This is a genomic window from Caballeronia sp. LZ016, from assembly GCF_031450805.1.
Classification (GTDB): Bacteria; Pseudomonadota; Gammaproteobacteria; order Burkholderiales; family Burkholderiaceae; genus Caballeronia.
This window is the reverse complement of sequence record NZ_JARTVY010000001.1, coordinates 2,465,527-2,480,662: the sequence shown is the minus strand read 5'-3', so window position 1 is coordinate 2,480,662 and position 15,136 is coordinate 2,465,527. Positions and strand designations below refer to the sequence as shown.

Here is a 15,136-nt window from a genome sequence, read left to right as displayed (position 1 = left end):
GACCGAATTCAACGTGAAATCCATCACTTCGCGGGACAACCCGCTCTACAAGCGCCTGAAAGCGCTCGCCGGCTCTACCGCACAACAGCGGCGCAGCGGCCACGCACTGCTCGAAGGGCTGCATCTCGCCGCCGCTTATCTCGATACCGCCGGTCAGCCGGAAACGTGCGTCGTCACCGAAGGCGCGCTGACGCATGCCGAAGCGCGTGAAATCGTGGCGCGCATCGAAGAAAGGCGAGTGGTCGTTTTGCCTGATGCGCTTTTCGGCCAGCTTTCAAGCGTCGTGCACGGCGTCGGCATGTTGTTGCTCGTCGAGAAGATCGGCGCGGCGTTGCCCGATCGCGTGAGCGAAACCTGCGTGATTCTCGACGGCGTTCAGGACGCGGGCAACGTCGGTTCCATTCTGCGCAGCGCGGCAGCGGCCGGCGTGACACGCGTGTTCTGCGCGCCGGGGACGGCGTATGCGTGGTCATCGAAGGTGCTGCGCTCGGGCATGGGCGCGCACTTCCTGCTCGACATCTTCGAGGACGTCGGGCCGTCCGGCCTGATCGCGCGCCTCGATGTGCCGGTCACCATCACCGATTCGCACGGCGCCGTCGCCATCTACGATTGCGATCTGTCGCCGCCGCTTGCCTGGGTTTTCGGGAACGAAGGCGCGGGCGTGTCGCAGGTCTGGCGCGATGCCGTGACGCATCGCGTGACCATTCCGCAGCCGGGGGGCATGGAGTCGCTGAATGTCGCGGCTGCGGCGGCGATCTGTCTTTTCGAGCAGTGCCGCCAGCAGCGCGCCTGATCAGTAGTAGGAAGGCCGCTCGGGCTTGATCTCTTGCAGGATGGTCGTGGCGATTTCCTCGATCGACTTGTGCGTCGACGAGAGCCACTTGATACCCTCGCGCTTCATCATGCTTTCCGCTTCGTTGATCTCGTAGCGGCAATTCTCCAGCGCAGCGTACTTGCTGCCCGGCCGGCGCTCGTTGCGGATTTCGGCGAGGCGCTGCGGGTCGATGGACAGCCCGAACATCTTTTCCCGATGATCCAGCAACGGCGTCGGCAACTTGCCGCGCTCGAAGTCCTCGGGAATCAGCGGATAGTTCGCCGCCTTCACGCCGTATTGCATCGCCAGATAAAGGCTCGTCGGCGTTTTGCCGCTGCGCGATACGCCGACCAGAATCACATCGGCTTCGGTGAGATTGCGATTCGACTGACCGTCGTCGTGAGCGAGCGAGAAGTTGATCGCCTCGATGCGGTTCTTGTATTCCTCGGTATCGGCGTTCTGGTGGACGCGGCCCATCGCGTGCGTCGACTTGATTTCCAGTTCGTGCTCGAGCGGCTCGATGAACGTCTGAAACATGTCGAGCACGAGCGCATTGCAGCGCTTTACGATCTCATTGGACTCGCTGTCGACGAGCGTCGTGAAGACGATCGGACGGCGGCCATCGAGCGATACCGCCTCGTTGATCTTCTCGACGGTCGCATGCGCCTTGTCGATGGAATCGACGAACGGCACGCGCACGAGCCGGAACTTTTGGTCGAACTGGGCGAGGATCGAGTGCGCGAAGGTTTCGGCAGTGATCCCGGTACCGTCGGAAACGATGAATACGGAGGGCGGCATCGGCGGCTGATCAGAAGGGAACGTGTTGCGTTGAAGGTGCTCAAAGGGTAACGCCGGCGACGCGGCGCGGGTGCGAGCCGCTGTGTTACATTGAGCGACCCGTGCATGTGCGCAGGCGAACCATGAGGCGTGAAACACCTCGATTTTGCCGTGGAATGACTGTCTCTGCTGAGACAAATTCCATATACGGCACGGTAGAATAGCGGCAACCTGTTCGATAAGCAATTGCGGACAATTCGAGTCGGATTTTCGTCGAATCGCGGTCGTTTCGTGGCTTTTTGCGGCTTAAAGGCACGATCAGAGCACATTCGGACGGCCGCTTCCTTCTGTCCCGTGCGTGGTCCGCACGAGCCCATGTCTTGAGCGAAGGCTTATCAAACAGGTTGTACGAGATGCGGCGGCGCTTCCAATGAGCGCCGCCGCATGTGAGCCCACTCGTGCGATCGTGAATTCCATCCACCTTAGGGGCTTGTATGACTAACGCAGTCAATGTTGCGAACGATGTCGCAAAGGATCAGGCGTATGTAGTTCCATTCGAGCAGTTGCGAATGACCGACGTGGAAATCGTCGGTGGCAAGAATGCGTCGCTCGGCGAAATGATCAGCCAGCTTTCCGAAGCCGGCGTCAGCGTGCCGACGGGCTTCGCCACGACCGCGCTCGCATTCCGCGACTTCCTGCAGCACAACGACCTGACCGATCGCATCGCCAAACGTCTCGAGACGCTCGACGTCGACGACGTGAAGTCGCTTGCCGAAGCGGGCAAGGAAATCCGCCAGTGGATCGTCGACGCGCCGCTGCAGCCGCGTCTCGAAGACGAAATCCGCCGTCAATTCGAAGTCCTGCAAAACGGCTCGCCCGAAGAGCTGTCGTTCGCCGTGCGTTCGTCCGCGACCGCCGAGGACTTGCCCGACGCATCGTTCGCGGGCCAGCAGGAAAGCTATCTGAACGTGGTCGGCATCGAAGACGTGCTCGATCGCATGAAGCACGTTTTCGCGTCGCTCTATAACGACCGCGCCATTTCCTATCGCGTTCACAAGGGGTTCACTCACGCCGAAGTCGCGCTATCGGCGGGCGTGCAGCGCATGGTCCGCTCGGACGTCGGCGCGGCGGGCGTCATGTTCACCATTGACACCGAATCCGGCTTCAAGGACACCGTCTTCATCACGTCGAGCTACGGCCTCGGCGAGACCGTCGTGCAGGGCGCGGTCAATCCGGACGAATTCCACGTCTTCAAGACCACGCTCGCGCAGGACAAGTATCCGATCATCCGCCGCTCGATCGGCTCGAAGCTCATCAAGATGGAATTCACGCAGCCGGGCGAGGCGGGCCGCGTGAAGACCGTGGACGTGGCGCACGAGCAGCGCAACCGCTTCTCGCTGACGGACGAGGACGTCATTCAGCTCGCGAAGTATGCGGTGATCATCGAGAAGCACTACCAGCGTCCGATGGACATCGAGTGGGGCAAGGACGGCCGCGACGGCAAGCTGTTCATCCTTCAGGCGCGCCCGGAAACGGTGAAGAGCCAGGCTGCGGGCAAGGCCGAGATGCGCTTCAAGCTCAAGGGCCAGTCGAACGTCATCGCCACGGGCCGGGCAATCGGCCAGAAGATCGGCGCGGGCCCCGTGCGCGTCATTCACGATCCGTCGGAGATGGAACGCGTGCAGCCGGGCGACGTGCTCGTCGCCGACATGACCGACCCGAACTGGGAACCGGTGATGAAGCGCGCATCGGCCATCGTGACCAATCGCGGCGGGCGCACCTGCCACGCGGCGATCATCGCGCGTGAGCTGGGCGTGCCGGCAGTGGTGGGCTGCGGCGACGCCACCGACGTACTGAAGGACGGCGCGCTCGTGACCGTGTCTTGCGCCGAAGGAGACGAAGGCAAAATCTACGACGGCCTGCTCGAAACGGAAGTGACCGAAGTCCAGCGCGGCGAACTGCCGAAGATTCCGGTCAAGATCATGATGAACGTCGGCAATCCGCAACTCGCGTTCGACTTCGCGCAGTTGCCGAATGCGGGCGTCGGCCTCGCGCGGCTCGAGTTCATCATCAACAACAACATCGGCGTGCACCCGAAGGCGATTCTCGAGTACCCGAACATCGACGCCGATCTGAAGAAGGCGGTCGAAAGCGTCGCGCGCGGTCATGCGTCGCCGCGCGCGTTCTACGTCGACAAGCTGACCGAAGGCATCGCCACGATCGCGGCGGCGTTTTATCCGAAGCCCGTCATCGTGCGTCTGTCGGACTTCAAGTCGAACGAGTACAAGAAGCTGATCGGCGGTTCGCGTTACGAGCCGGACGAAGAGAACCCGATGCTCGGCTTCCGCGGCGCATCGCGCTATATCGCGGAAGACTTCGCCGAGGCGTTCCACATGGAATGCGTCGCGCTGAAGAAGGTTCGCGAAGAGATGGGCCTCGACAACGTGCAGATCATGGTCCCGTTCGTGCGTACGCTGAAGCAGGCGGATCGCGTGGTCGAACTGTTGAAGAAGTTCGGTCTGGAGCGTGGCGTCAACGGCCTCAAGCTCGTGATGATGTGCGAAGTGCCGTCCAACGCGATCCTCGCCGAAGAGTTCCTGCAGCGCTTCGACGGTTTCTCGATCGGCTCTAACGATCTGACGCAGCTGACGCTCGGCCTCGACCGCGACTCCGGCATGGAACTGCTCGCGGCCGACTTCGACGAGCGCGACGAAGCCGTGCAGTTCATGCTGAAGCGCGCCATCGAGACTTGCCTGCGACTCAACAAGTATGTGGGCATCTGCGGCCAGGGTCCGTCCGATCATCCGGACCTCGCCGAATGGCTGGCGAAGCAGGGCATCGAATCGATGTCGCTGAACCCGGACACGATCATTGACACGTGGCAGCAGTTGGCAAAGACCTTGTCAAAATGAGTCGTGAGCACGCCTTTCCGCTTGCTTACGGATAGGTGCGGCATGCTATAAAAAACACCCCGGACTGTTTCGTCCGGGGTGTTTTCGTTTGGAGACTGGCATGGCGATGAGTGGACTGATCTGGTGGATAGCGGCGGGCGTGTTGATCGTCACGGAGTTGTTCACCGGCACGTTCTATCTGTTGATGATCGCGCTCGGACTGCTCGCGGGCGGCATCGCGTTCGCCGTCGGGCTCGCGTTGCACGTGCAGATGGGCGTCGCGGCGCTCGTCGCACTGATCGCGGTCGTGCTGCTGCGGCGTTCGCGCTTCGGAAGCTGGAAGCGGCGCGACGCTTCACGGGATACGGCCGTGAACCTCGACATCGGCGCGACCGTGGAAGTCGCGCAATGGCACGACCGCCGTGCTCGCGCGATGTATCGCGGCGCGCAGTGGGACGTCGAACTCGCGCCGGGCGAATCGGAGGGCGCCCGCTGGTATTGCATCACGGCGCTGGAAGGCAGCCGGCTCGTCGTCGCGGCCAGGCGATGAACCGCCTCACCAACAAGCATTGAAGGAGTCACATAATGATTTTTGCTGTCATCCTGCTCGTGATCGCCATCGTGATCGTCGTGAACACGGTCAAGATCGTTCCGCAGCAGCACGCATGGGTGCTGGAGCGGCTCGGCCGCTATCACGCCACGCTCACGCCTGGTCTCAACATCGTGCTGCCGTTCATCGACCGCATCGCGTACAAGCACGTGCTCAAGGAGATTCCGCTCGACGTGCCGAGCCAGGTCTGCATCACGCGCGACAACACGCAGCTTCAGGTGGATGGCGTGCTGTACTTTCAGGTCACGGACCCGATGAAGGCGTCGTATGGATCGAGCAACTTCGTGATCGCGATCACGCAGCTTTCGCAGACGACGCTGCGCTCGGTCATCGGCAAACTGGAGCTCGACAAGACCTTCGAAGAGCGCGAGTACATCAATCACAGCATCGTGAACGCGCTCGACGAAGCCGCGTCGAACTGGGGCGTGAAAGTGCTGCGCTACGAAATCAAGGACCTGACGCCGCCGAAGGAGATTCTCCACGCGATGCAGGCGCAGATCACCGCCGAGCGTGAGAAGCGCGCGCTGATCGCGGCATCCGAAGGGCGCAAGCAGGAGCAGATCAATCTGGCGTCGGGCGCGCGCGAGGCCGCGATCCAGAAGTCGGAAGGCGAGCGTCAGGCGGCGATCAATCAGGCGCAGGGTGAGGCATCGGCCATTCTCGCGGTGGCTGAAGCGAATGCGCAGGCCATCGAGAAGATCGGTGCGGCCATTCAGACGGCGGGCGGCATGGAGGCCGTGAACCTGAAGGTGGCGGAGCAGTATGTCGGCGCGTTTTCGAACATCGCCAAGACGGGCAACACGTTGATCGTGCCGGGCAACATGTCGGACATGAGTTCGATGATCGCGTCGGCGCTGGCCATCGTGAAGGGCGAGGGCGGAAGCGTCATTCGCAAGAGCTGAAAACAATCGGGGCGCTGAAGAGCGCCCCGATTGTTTTAACGCGTTGCCGTTCGCATCAGGCGGCCGCGTTCGCGTTCCCAGTCGCGCTTCTTCTCGGTCTCGCGCTTGTCATGCAGCTTCTTGCCCTTCGCAAGGCCGATTTCGCATTTCACGCGGCCTTCCTTGTAGTGAAAGTTGAGCGGCACGAGCGTGTGACCGCGCTGCTCAATCTTGCCGATTAGCTTGTCGATCTGCTCGCGATGCAACAGCAGCTTGCGCGTGCGCACCGGGTCCAGATTGGCGAACTTCGACGCCTCGGGCAGCGGGCTGATGTGCGTGCCGATCAGGAACAGCTCGCCGTTCTTGATCACCACGTAGCCTTCCTTGATCTGCGCGCGGCCTGCGCGCAGCGCCTTGACTTCCCAGCCTTCGAGCACGAGACCGGCCTCGTAGCGTTCTTCGATGAAGTAATCGAAGAAGGCTTTTCTATTGTCAATGATGCTCATGAATGGAAAGTGCCCAACTCGTTTAAAATCACGATTTTAGCAGCGCGCCGCCCGACAAACGAAGCCGTCTTCGCGGGTCCTGCGCGCCGCCACCCCAACAAGCCACCCGCTGCGCCCTTATGGCCGACGTCCAGAAAACCGTATTGATCCGCCATTCGGCGGAAGAAATGTTCGACCTCGTCACCGATGTCGCCGACTACCCGAACTTCCTGCCGTGGTGCGGCGGCGTCGAGATCGGACGCCAGGACGAGCACGGCATGGAGGCGAAGATCGACATTAGCTTCAAGGGCATCAAGCAGCACTTCGCGACGCGCAACGTCCAGAAGCGCCCGACGCATATCGATATGGAGTTCCTGAGCGGCCCCTTCAAGAAGTTCACGGGCTACTGGCGCTTCACGCCGTTGCGCGCGGATGCCTGCAAGATCGAATTCGCGCTGCACTACGAGTTCTCGAATCTCATTCTGGAAAAGATCATCGGGCCGGTCTTCAGTCATATCGCGAACACGTTCGTCGATTCCTTCGTGAAGCGCGCCGACCAGCGCTACGGCAAGAAATGAACCTGCGTATCGATGTTTGCTACGGCTTGCCCGGCGGCGACAGCTTCTACGCGCATGTCGATCTGAGCGACGGCGCGACGGTGGGCGAGGCTATCGAGGCAAGCGGGGTGCTCAGGCAGCACCCGGAGATCGATCTGTCGACGCAGAAGGTCGGCGTGTTCGGCAAGCTGAAGCCGCTGTATGCGGCGCTCGTCGATCTGGATCGAGTCGAGATTTATCGGCCGCTGAAGGTCGATCCGAAGACCGCGCGTCAGCGGCGCGTCGACAAGGCGCGCAAGGCGGGGTCGATCGAAGGCCGCAAGTGGCAATCGAAGGATGCGCGCTAACCGCGTCAATGCGCCGGCGCTTCCTTGCTCGCGGCAGCCGGCTCGACGCTATGTTGCCGCACCGACCAGCACACGCCCGCGATCAGCAGCACGATAGCCAGCACTTCCGGCACGCGGGGCCACCGGCCGTCGTAGACGAATGCGTAGAGAAGCGCGAACAGCGTTTCGAATACGATCATCTGGCCCGATAGCGTGAGCGGCAAGCGTTTCGCCGCCGCGTTCCACAGCATGTTGCCGAGCCACGATCCACCGGTCGCGAGCGCGAAGCACACGATCCAGAAGAGATGCCACCGCGCATCCGGCACGCTCGCCTGGACCATGCCCGCAGGCAGCATCCAGACGACCGCGCCGAGCATTGCCCCCAACAGGCCGGTCACGATGCCCCACAGCACGGACCATTCGTTGCCGTCGAAGTGATGATTCGCCTGCAGATAGCGCGCGTTGACGACCGCGTACCACGTCCACGAAGCCAGCGCGCCGACGGCGCACGCGAGCCCGGCGATCCGCGTCAGCACGCTCGCAGCGGGCGCGTCGCCGTGATGCATGAGCACGTCGCTGAAGACGTCGAGATTGATGCACGCGATGCCCGCGAGCACCAGCGCGAGCGGCGCAACGAGGCGCTTCAGTTCGACCGCGCCATGATCGCGCCGCCCGGCGAGCGTGACCGTCACCGGCAAAATGCCGACGATCAGCGATGACGGCGCGACGCCCACGAGTTGCACCGCACTCGCGAGCAGCATGTAGTAGAGCAGGTTGCCGACGAGCGCGAGCTTGACGAGCGCGATTAGATCGGCGCGCGTGAGCTTTGCGAGAAGCCGCCGCGCGAAGGGCAACGCGACGGCAACCGATACCGCCCCGTACATCAGATAACGCCCTACGCTCAGCATGAGCGGCGAGAAGTCCGGCAACAGGCGCGGCGCGAGAAAAATGAAGCCCCAGATGGCTCCCGCCAGCATTCCATACATCACACCGCGCTGCATTGCCCGACTCCCTGCTTTGATCCGTTCGACGGCGGAGGTTACACGCGCCGCCGGCCCGGCGTCTTGTCGAAAGCTGCACGCAAGCGCGGCCGCGCCGAGGCCCGATCTTTGCAGGTGAATGTCGTAAGCTGCTGTCCAGACAGTGAAAACCCGGGGAACTATCGGTATAATCTGCTTTTGCGCCCATAGGATTTGCCATGCGTCTTATCCAGAAAGCACTCACGTTCGATGACGTGCTCCTCGTGCCCGCGTTCTCCAGCGTTCTCCCGCGCGACACCAGCCTGAAATCCCAGCTGACTCGCAACATTTCCCTGAACATGCCCCTCGTGTCCGCCGCCATGGACACGGTCACCGAAGGCCGGCTCGCCATCGCAATGGCGCAGATGGGCGGCATCGGCATCGTTCACAAGAATCTCACCGCAAAAGAGCAGGCGCGCGAAGTCGCCAAGGTCAAGCGTTTCGAATCGGGCGTCGTCCGCGATCCGATCACCGTGCCGCCGCAAATGCGCGTGCGCGACGTGATCGCGCTGACGCAGCAACACGGCATCTCCGGCTTCCCGGTGGTGGAGGGCGCGCAACTCATCGGCATCGTGACGAACCGCGACCTGCGTTTCGAAGAGCGGCTCGACGAGCCCGTGCGCAACATCATGACGCCGCGCGAGCGTCTCGTGACGGTCAAGGAAGGCACCTCGCTCGCCGAAGCCAAGGCGCTGATGCATAGCCATCGCCTGGAGCGCGTGCTGGTGGTCAACGACGCATTCGAGCTGCGCGGCCTGATGACCGTCAAGGACATCACCAAGCAGACCGAAAACCCCGACGCGTGCAAGGACGAAGACGGCAAGCTGCGCGTCGGCGCGGCCGTGGGCGTGGGCCCGGACAACGAAGAGCGCGTCGACCTGCTCGCGCAGGCAGGCGTCGACGTCATCGTGGTCGATACCGCGCACGGCCATAGCCAGGGCGTGCTCGAACGCGTGCGCTGGGTGAAGCAGAACTATCCGCGCGTTCAGGTCATCGGCGGCAATATCGCGACGGCGGCGGCGGCCAAGGCGCTCGTCGAGTACGGCGCGGATGCGGTGAAGGTCGGGATCGGACCGGGCTCCATCTGCACCACGCGGATCGTCGCGGGCGTGGGCGTGCCGCAGATCACGGCCATCGCCAACGTGTCCGAAGCGCTGCGCGGCAGCGGCGTGCCGGTCATCGCGGACGGCGGCGTGCGTTTCTCGGGTGACGTGTCGAAGGCGCTCGCAGCGGGCGCGAACGTCGTGATGATGGGCAGCATGCTCGCGGGCACCGAAGAATCGCCGGGCGACGTGTTCCTGTTCCAGGGCCGCCAGTACAAGGCGTATCGCGGCATGGGCTCGGTCGGCGCGATGAAGGACGGCGCGGCGGACCGCTACTTCCAGGACAACTCCGCGAACATCGACAAGCTCGTGCCGGAAGGCATCGAAGGGCGTGTGGCCTATAAGGGTTCGGTGAACGCCATTCTCTTCCAGGTCGTCGGCGGCGTGCGCGCGAGCATGGGCTATTGCGGTTGCCGCACCATCGCCGAACTGCACGAGAAGGCGGAGTTCGTGCAGATCACGGCGGCCGGCATGCGCGAATCGCATGTGCATGACGTGCAGATCACGAAGGAAGCGCCGAATTATCACGTCGATTAATGCGTTGACGCGTTTGTCCGTGAGTGCGTCGATAACCTTGGTGGACCCATCATGAAACCGTTGCTGCGCGCCGTGCTGGTCGTCAATGCCCTGATTTTCGTGGTGTTCGGCGTGCTGTTCCTGCTGACGCCCTGGGCCGGTCTTTATGAAGGGCTGCAGCTCGGGGCGATGCGCGTCGAACCCGCGTTCGCCGGGCAGTTGCTCGGCGTCGCGCTGCTCGGATTCGCGTGGCTCTCGCTGCATGCCGCGATCGACGGCGCGTTGACCGCGGCGGCCGCTAAGGCGTCGGGTCACGTGCAGTGGCTGTCCGGCGTGATCGTGCTGGTGTGGCTGCTCGGACTGCGCACGCCGCAGGTCGACGGCTTCGGTCAGGTGAGCGCGGCGCTGATCGGCATCGTGCTGGTGGTGCTGGGGCTCGGCAGCGTGCGGCTCGCGTCCGCGGTGCGGCGGCGCGAGCGCGCGGCGGCGGCCGGCGCGGCATCCGCGGAACGCGCGGAGAAGAAAGCCGCGCAGACGCGCGATGCAACGCGTCCGCCCGTCGTGGCGGTCCCGACGCCGCCGGATACCGCCGCTCGTCCGGCCGCACGCGCCCCCGACGTCACCGCTATCGATCCGGTCACCGGCCGCACGGTGGATGCCGCCACGCCCGCTGCCGCCTCGCGCGTGCGATCCGAAGCCGGCATGGTCGATCCGGTGACGGGCCGCACGCTCGATCCGCAAACGGGCCGCGAGATCGATCCGGTCACGGGAAAACGCATCGATCCGGTCATCAGCGGGGAAATCGATCCGGCGACGGGCCGGCGCGTCGAGCCGCTGACGGGGCGTGTCGTTCCCGATCCGGCGAGCGGAGCACCACGCTGAACGCGCGCACGCAGACACAGGCACACGCGCACGGCGCGCCGACGGTCAGCCCGTCACATCGACGCGCGCAAGCAGGAAGCACAAGTACGGTCGGCCTTCGCGCCGGCCGTCGATTTATTGGCGACAAGCCGCCTGAATGCACGCTTGTCGGCCCACACCTCATTCGTTCACTTAGCCTTTGCCCGCAGCCATGCACGACAAAATCCTGATTCTCGATTTCGGCTCCCAAGTCACCCAGCTGATCGCCCGGCGCATCCGCGAGTCGCACGTCTACTCGGAGATTCATCCGTATGACGTCGACGAAACCTTCATCCGCGAGTTCGCGCCGAAGGGCATCATCCTGTCGGGCGGGCCGAATTCGGTCACCGAGGCGAAGTCGCCGCGTGCGCCGCAGATCGTTTTCGATCTCGGCGTGCCTGTGCTCGGCATCTGCTACGGCATGCAGACGATGGCCGACCAGCTCGGCGGCAAGGTCGAACTCGGCAAGGTGCGCGAATTCGGCTATGCGGAAGTGCAGGCGCTGAATCACACGGGCTTTCTGGAGGGCATCGAGGACTTCAGGAATGCGGAAGGCGAGGCGATGCTCAAGGTGTGGATGAGCCACGGCGACAAGGTCGCGGACCTGCCGGCAGGTTTCAAGCTGATGGCCTCGACGCCCGCATGCCCGATCGCCGCGATGGCCGACGACGATCGCCGTTTCTACGGCGTGCAATGGCATCCGGAAGTCACGCACACGGTGCAAGGCCGCGCGATGCTCGATCGCTTCGTGCTCGAACTGTGCGGCGCGCGGGCCGATTGGGAGATGGGCCACTACATCGATGAAGCCGTGGAGAAGATTCGCGCGCAAGTCGGCGGCGAGCACGTGATTCTCGGTCTGTCGGGCGGCGTGGATTCGTCGGTGGCGGCGGCGCTGCTGCATCGCGCGATCGGCGATCAGCTGACGTGCGTGTTCGTCGATCATGGCCTCTTGCGTCAGAACGAAGCCGAGCAGGTGATGTCGACGTTCGCGGATCACCTGGGCGTGAAGGTGATTCACGTCGACGCCAGCGAAGCGTTCCTGCAGAAGCTCGCCGGCGTCACCGATCCGGAAGCGAAGCGCAAGATCATCGGCGCGGAGTTCGTCGAAGTGTTCCATGCCGAGTCGGAGAAGCTGACCGATGCGAAGTGGCTTGCGCAGGGCACGATTTATCCGGACGTGATCGAATCGGCGGGCAAGGGCAAGAAGGGCGCGCATACGATCAAGAGCCACCACAACGTCGGCGGCTTGCCCGAGACGCTCAATCTGAAACTGCTGGAACCGCTGCGCGAGCTGTTCAAGGACGAAGTGCGCGAACTGGGCGTGAAGCTCGGACTGCCGCCGGCGATGGTGTATCGTCATCCGTTCCCTGGACCGGGGCTTGGCGTGCGCATTCTTGGCGAAGTGAAGCGCGAGTTCGCGGACCTGCTGCGAAAGGCGGATGCGATTTTCATCGAGACGCTGCGCAATACCGTCGATCCGGAGACGGGCAAGTCGTGGTACGACCTGACGAGCCAGGCCTTCGCGGTGTTCCTGCCGGTCAAGAGCGTCGGCGTGATGGGCGATGGACGGACTTACGAGTACGTCGTCGCGCTGCGCGCGGTGCAGACGCTGGACTTCATGACCGCGCATTGGGCGCATCTGCCGCATGAATTGCTCGGGAATGTGAGCAATCGGATCATCAATGAAGTGCGCGGTGTGAATCGCGTCGTGTACGACATTTCGGGGAAGCCGCCTGCGACGATCGAGTGGGAGTAATCTAGCCCCCCCAAAGCGGGAGTCAGTGACATGAGCACCCCAAGGCCCACCGACTCCCTCTTCCTCGCTATCCACCCCGACGCCTCCGCCGCCTCGCGCATCCACGACGAGGCGGCGCGCCTGCGCATCGAGCACAGGCTGCGTGCGACGCCCATCGCTGCTGATCGTCTGCACATCACGCTGCATTACCTCGGCGCGTTCGCGGGCCTGCCTGCCGATGTCATCGATCAGGCGCGCGTCGCGGCATCCTCCGTCGCGGCGCCGCCATTCGACCTCGCGCTCGACCGCATCGAAACCTTCTCATCGCGCCGCCCGCGACGTCCGCTTGTCATCGCCGGCAATCCGAACGAGGCGTTTTCCTTTTTCGTCGATCGTCTCGGCAACGCGCTGCAAGCGGCCGGCATCACCGTGAGATCGCATCCGCAGTTCATCCCGCACGTGACCTTGCTGTACACGGAGCAGCGCATCGCGCGACAAACCATCGAGCCTATCGAATGGACCGTGCGCGGGTTCTCGCTCGTTCGCAGCCTGCTCGGGCGTTCGCAGCACGAAATCCTGGCCCGCTGGCCGCTCGCGTCCTGACCGACCTGCGACCATTGCGCGAAACCGTTCACGTATTTCTTCGTCCGGGTTATGGTTAGCGTTATCCGCATCGACCGTTGCCACGAAGACGAAAAAAACGCCAGGATTCCGATTACATGACTCGATCCCGTCTGCTGCACGTCACACCGGAAACGCATCACGTCCACATCGATCTCGTCTACGCGACCGATCGCAATCTCACCGGCAAAGCCATCTACAAGGCCGGTCACTGCCTGCTGCTCGAACCCGCCGAAGCCGCGCTGCGCCGCGCGGTCAGCATTGCGGGTAGCTTCGGCATGACGCTGAAAATCTTCGACGCGTACCGCCCGCCGCAAGCGCAGAAAGTGCTGTGGGACTTCCTGCCGGATCCGAACTTCATCGCCGAACTGGGCCGCGGCTCGAACCACAGCCGTGGCACGGCCATCGACCTCACGCTCGTCGACGAACACGGCAGCGAGCTCGACATGGGCACCGGATTCGATGCGATGGTGCCCGAGTCCGCCCACTTCCACGCCGGCCTGCCGATCTACGTGCAACGCAATCGCACGCTGCTGCTCGGCGTCATGCATGGCGCGGGCTTCACGCATATCGCAAGCGAGTGGTGGCATTACGAATTGCCCGGTTCGCGAGACTTTCCGCTCATCGACAACGAAGCAAGCGGCCCCTTGCGGCTGATGTAAGCCCGACAGGAGGCGAGATAACGCACGGCACGGCGGGCGCATCTTGCAAGCCCGTGTTGCGCGAAAATCCGCACGCGCCGAACGTCCGTGCGCGGCGCCGATGGCAATAGGCGGCCGCTGATAGAATACGAGATGGATTGTCGAGATGTGCCGAACAACGCGCGAGCGCGTCATTCCGGCTGCCGTCCGACTTCAGGCTAACCACGCAAATCGTGACAGACCGCGTCCGTATTGGATGAAAGCCGGTCGCAATCCCCGATGAAATTGCTAGATGCTTTAGTCGAACAGCGGATCAACGAAGCCGCAGCCCGCGGCGAGTTCAAGGACTTGCCGGGTGCAGGCGTCCCGCAGCAACTCGACGACGACCTCCTCGTGCCCGAGGAAGTGCGCGTCGCCAATCGCATACTCAAGAACGCGGGCTTTGTCCCGCCGGCCGTCGAACAGCTTCGCGCGCTGCGCGGTCTCCAGGAAGAGCTGGACAAGGTGACGGACCCTGCCGCCCGCTGCCGTATCCAGGTCAAGATGCTCGCTCTCGACATGGCGATCGAATCGCTGCGCGGCGGCGGCTGCGTGCCGCATGAATATTGCCGGCGCATCGCCGAGCGGTTGTCGGAGCGCGCGGCCGCACAAGGCGATGCAGGCGACATGGAGTCGAAGGAATCTTGACGGTCATTCTTACGCCCGATGCGGCCGAAAATGCTGCGCGCCTTTTGGCCAGCGAGCGGGACCGCCGCTACATGACGATGGCGCAGCACGCCGCCGATGAAGCGCGCCGCGCGGGCGAAGTGCCGGTGGGCGCGGTCATCGTGCTGGGCGACGAAGTCATCGCGACGGGATTCAATCACCCGATTCGCGGGCACGACCCTTCCGCGCATGCCGAAATGGCCGCGCTTCGCGCCGCCGCGCAGGCGCTTCAGAACTATCGGCTGCCGGGCTGCGAACTGTACGTGACGCTCGAGCCTTGCCTCATGTGCGCCGGCGCGATCATGCACGCGCGCATCGCGAGGGTGGTGTTCGGTGCGACGGACCCGAAAACGGGCGCATGCGGCAGTGTCGTCGACATGTTCGCGAACGAGCAGCTCAATCATCACACCACGGTCACGGGCGGCGTGCTCGCCGACGAATGCGGTCACGCGCTCAAGAATTTCTTCGCCGAACGCCGGCGCCTCGCACGCGAAGAACGTGCTGCGCGTCAGGCCCGCGAGGCTCACGCTTCCTAAACCAACACACCATAGAACC

General features: G+C 63.5%; 16 protein-coding genes. 13 read left to right on the top strand and 3 right to left on the bottom strand.

All coding sequences use genetic code 11. The features are described 5' to 3' along the window. Positions 1 to 13: 13 nt before the first annotated feature. A complete protein-coding gene (locus P9220_RS11805) occupies positions 14 to 793 on the top strand; it encodes an RNA methyltransferase (protein WP_309765015.1) in 780 nt (259 codons plus the stop codon). Here the strand turns inward: P9220_RS11805 and P9220_RS11800 are convergent, their stop codons facing one another. Continuing rightward, complete coding sequence (locus P9220_RS11800) at positions 794 to 1,612, bottom strand: pyruvate, water dikinase regulatory protein (RefSeq protein ID WP_309765014.1); 819 nt, start codon at positions 1,610 to 1,612, stop codon at positions 794 to 796. It lies immediately after the preceding gene. Positions 1,613 to 2,085: 473 nt separating this feature from the next. On the opposite strand from P9220_RS11800, the gene ppsA reads away from it, so the two are divergent. The 3 genes from ppsA (at position 2,086) to P9220_RS11785 (ending at position 5,994) form a co-directional block, all read left to right on the top strand. Next, positions 2,086 to 4,503 carry a phosphoenolpyruvate synthase gene (gene ppsA, locus P9220_RS11795; RefSeq protein WP_309765013.1) on the top strand — a complete coding sequence of 806 codons (2,418 nt, stop codon included), beginning with the start codon at positions 2,086 to 2,088 and terminating at the stop codon, positions 4,501 to 4,503. 100 nt (positions 4,504 to 4,603) lie between these two features. Next, the gene (locus P9220_RS11790) at positions 4,604 to 5,032 is read left to right on the top strand and encodes an NfeD family protein (RefSeq protein ID WP_309765012.1); all 429 of its coding nucleotides are present in this window, start codon (positions 4,604 to 4,606) and stop codon (positions 5,030 to 5,032) included. A 35-nt stretch (positions 5,033 to 5,067) separates the two neighbouring features. Further along, positions 5,068 to 5,994 (top strand): SPFH domain-containing protein, encoded by a 927-nt coding sequence (locus P9220_RS11785; protein WP_309765011.1) that lies wholly within the window; start codon positions 5,068 to 5,070, stop codon positions 5,992 to 5,994. Between the two features lie 35 nt (positions 5,995 to 6,029). Here P9220_RS11785 and smpB read toward each other — a convergent pair whose 3' ends face one another. After that, a complete protein-coding gene (gene smpB, locus P9220_RS11780; protein WP_309765010.1) occupies positions 6,030 to 6,479 on the bottom strand; it encodes an SsrA-binding protein SmpB in 450 nt (149 codons plus the stop codon). A 119-nt stretch (positions 6,480 to 6,598) separates the two neighbouring features. Between smpB and P9220_RS11775 the strand changes: the two genes are divergently transcribed. Together P9220_RS11775 and P9220_RS11770 are read left to right on the top strand one after the other, a co-directional pair. Beyond that, positions 6,599 to 7,036: a type II toxin-antitoxin system RatA family toxin gene (locus P9220_RS11775; RefSeq protein WP_309765009.1), complete on the top strand. Its 438-nt coding sequence runs from the start codon at positions 6,599 to 6,601 to the stop codon at positions 7,034 to 7,036. Beyond that, positions 7,033 to 7,362, top strand: coding sequence for an RnfH family protein (locus P9220_RS11770; protein ID WP_309765008.1), 330 nt, complete (start codon positions 7,033 to 7,035; stop codon positions 7,360 to 7,362). The genes P9220_RS11775 and P9220_RS11770 overlap by 4 nt, the downstream gene beginning before the upstream one ends. Before the next feature lie 5 nt (positions 7,363 to 7,367). Here the strand turns inward: P9220_RS11770 and P9220_RS11765 are convergent, their stop codons facing one another. Beyond that, entirely contained in the window at positions 7,368 to 8,342 is a 975-nt protein-coding gene (locus P9220_RS11765; RefSeq protein WP_309765007.1) for a DMT family transporter, read from the bottom strand. Positions 8,343 to 8,539: 197 nt separating this feature from the next. Here P9220_RS11765 and guaB point away from each other — a divergent pair, with 197 nt between their 5' ends. The 7 genes from guaB to tadA all read left to right on the top strand — a co-directional run bounded on the left by guaB (position 8,540) and on the right by tadA (position 15,117). Continuing rightward, positions 8,540 to 10,000, top strand: a complete 1,461-nt coding sequence (gene guaB / locus P9220_RS11760; protein ID WP_035969465.1) for an IMP dehydrogenase — start codon at positions 8,540 to 8,542, stop codon at positions 9,998 to 10,000. 51 nt (positions 10,001 to 10,051) lie between these two features. Further along, positions 10,052 to 10,861, top strand: a complete 810-nt coding sequence (locus P9220_RS11755; RefSeq protein WP_309765006.1) for a hypothetical protein — start codon at positions 10,052 to 10,054, stop codon at positions 10,859 to 10,861. Positions 10,862 to 11,051: 190 nt separating this feature from the next. Continuing rightward, a complete protein-coding gene (gene guaA, locus P9220_RS11750; protein WP_309765005.1) occupies positions 11,052 to 12,635 on the top strand; it encodes a glutamine-hydrolyzing GMP synthase in 1,584 nt (527 codons plus the stop codon). Positions 12,636 to 12,665: 30 nt separating this feature from the next. Beyond that, the gene (gene thpR, locus P9220_RS11745) at positions 12,666 to 13,217 is read left to right on the top strand and encodes an RNA 2',3'-cyclic phosphodiesterase (protein WP_309765004.1); all 552 of its coding nucleotides are present in this window, start codon (positions 12,666 to 12,668) and stop codon (positions 13,215 to 13,217) included. A 116-nt stretch (positions 13,218 to 13,333) separates the two neighbouring features. Next, positions 13,334 to 13,897, top strand: a complete 564-nt coding sequence (ddpX, locus tag P9220_RS11740) for a D-alanyl-D-alanine dipeptidase (protein WP_309765003.1) — start codon at positions 13,334 to 13,336, stop codon at positions 13,895 to 13,897. A 258-nt stretch (positions 13,898 to 14,155) separates the two neighbouring features. After that, positions 14,156 to 14,563, top strand: coding sequence for a DnaJ family domain-containing protein (locus tag P9220_RS11735; protein WP_309765001.1), 408 nt, complete (start codon positions 14,156 to 14,158; stop codon positions 14,561 to 14,563). Then, the gene (tadA, locus tag P9220_RS11730; RefSeq protein WP_309765000.1) at positions 14,560 to 15,117 is read left to right on the top strand and encodes a tRNA adenosine(34) deaminase TadA; all 558 of its coding nucleotides are present in this window, start codon (positions 14,560 to 14,562) and stop codon (positions 15,115 to 15,117) included. The genes P9220_RS11735 and tadA overlap by 4 nt, the downstream gene beginning before the upstream one ends. The last annotated feature ends 19 nt before the right edge of the window (positions 15,118 to 15,136 follow it).

Coding starts and splice junctions, on each gene's coding strand:
- P9220_RS11800 (WP_309765014.1), bottom strand. CDS start 1,612: ATGCCGCCCTCCGTATTCATCGTTTCCGACGGTACCGGGATCACTGCC.
- ddpX (WP_309765003.1), top strand. CDS start 13,334: ATGACTCGATCCCGTCTGCTGCACGTCACACCGGAAACGCATCACGTC.
- ppsA (WP_309765013.1), top strand. CDS start 2,086: ATGACTAACGCAGTCAATGTTGCGAACGATGTCGCAAAGGATCAGGCG.
- P9220_RS11785 (WP_309765011.1), top strand. CDS start 5,068: ATGATTTTTGCTGTCATCCTGCTCGTGATCGCCATCGTGATCGTCGTG.
- P9220_RS11755 (WP_309765006.1), top strand. CDS start 10,052: ATGAAACCGTTGCTGCGCGCCGTGCTGGTCGTCAATGCCCTGATTTTC.
- smpB (WP_309765010.1), bottom strand. CDS start 6,479: ATGAGCATCATTGACAATAGAAAAGCCTTCTTCGATTACTTCATCGAA.
- guaA (WP_309765005.1), top strand. CDS start 11,052: ATGCACGACAAAATCCTGATTCTCGATTTCGGCTCCCAAGTCACCCAG.
- P9220_RS11775 (WP_309765009.1), top strand. CDS start 6,599: ATGGCCGACGTCCAGAAAACCGTATTGATCCGCCATTCGGCGGAAGAA.
- P9220_RS11735 (WP_309765001.1), top strand. CDS start 14,156: ATGAAATTGCTAGATGCTTTAGTCGAACAGCGGATCAACGAAGCCGCA.
- P9220_RS11765 (WP_309765007.1), bottom strand. CDS start 8,342: ATGCAGCGCGGTGTGATGTATGGAATGCTGGCGGGAGCCATCTGGGGC.
- guaB (WP_035969465.1), top strand. CDS start 8,540: ATGCGTCTTATCCAGAAAGCACTCACGTTCGATGACGTGCTCCTCGTG.
- P9220_RS11770 (WP_309765008.1), top strand. CDS start 7,033: ATGAACCTGCGTATCGATGTTTGCTACGGCTTGCCCGGCGGCGACAGC.
- thpR (WP_309765004.1), top strand. CDS start 12,666: ATGAGCACCCCAAGGCCCACCGACTCCCTCTTCCTCGCTATCCACCCC.
- P9220_RS11790 (WP_309765012.1), top strand. CDS start 4,604: ATGGCGATGAGTGGACTGATCTGGTGGATAGCGGCGGGCGTGTTGATC.